General features: G+C 46.1%; 1 pseudogene. It reads right to left on the bottom strand.

From position 1 onward, the window contains the following. Positions 1-817 (bottom strand): annotated as a pseudogene (locus FLJC2902T_RS16330) (hypothetical protein); the annotation flags it as partial.

Consider the following 817-nt stretch of genomic DNA (forward strand, 5'->3'; position numbering starts at 1 on the left):
AACTTCCCGTTACACCCGCTGGTAATCCCACTACCGTAGCACCCGTAGCACCTCCGCCAATAACATACGAAATATTAGTTAGAACGCTATTAACACAGACTGTTTGATTATCACTAGCTGCCACCGAGGTTAGTACTACAGATGGTAACGGGGAAATAGTTATATCAAAAGTGCTATTACCTGCCGGCCCACAAACCGTCGAAGGATAAAAATAAGTTACAGTATAAGTCCCCGCTGAACTGGTTGACAAAGTAATTTCACCTGTAACTCCATTAATTGTTAATCCAGCTGTGGATGAATATATCCCTCCCGTTGTAAATCCGACAACTCCGGTTGGTGTTGGATTAATTCCTGCATTGATACATACAGGTGTAGAATAACTAAATCCGGTTACTGGCATCATTGAAGGATTAACTGTGATTGTTCCCGTAGCAGTAGCTGCCGGTGCACATCCGCCCGTAGTGGTTACCGTATAATTAAATGTTCCTGAAGCTGTCGGAGTTCCACTGATAGTAAGCACGCCTGCAGCATAACTTCCCGTTACACCCGCTGGTAATCCTGCAACAGTAGCACCCGTAGCATTGGTTATCGAATACGTAATACCTGTTATCCCAACATTCTGACATACCGTTTGAGCGGTAGTCCCTGCCGCTGATGTCAGGGTAATGATTGGTAACGGTGTCACGGTGATTGTTCCCGTAGCAGTAGCTGCCGGTGCACATCCGCCCGTAGTGGTTACCGTATAATTAAATGTTCCTGAAGCTGTCGGAGTTCCACTGATAGTAAGCACGCCTGCAGCATAACTTCCCGTTACACC

Origin of the sequence: Flavobacterium limnosediminis JC2902, from assembly GCF_000498535.1 — a bacterium.
In the GTDB taxonomy this organism is placed as follows: Bacteria; Bacteroidota; Bacteroidia; order Flavobacteriales; family Flavobacteriaceae; genus Flavobacterium; species Flavobacterium limnosediminis.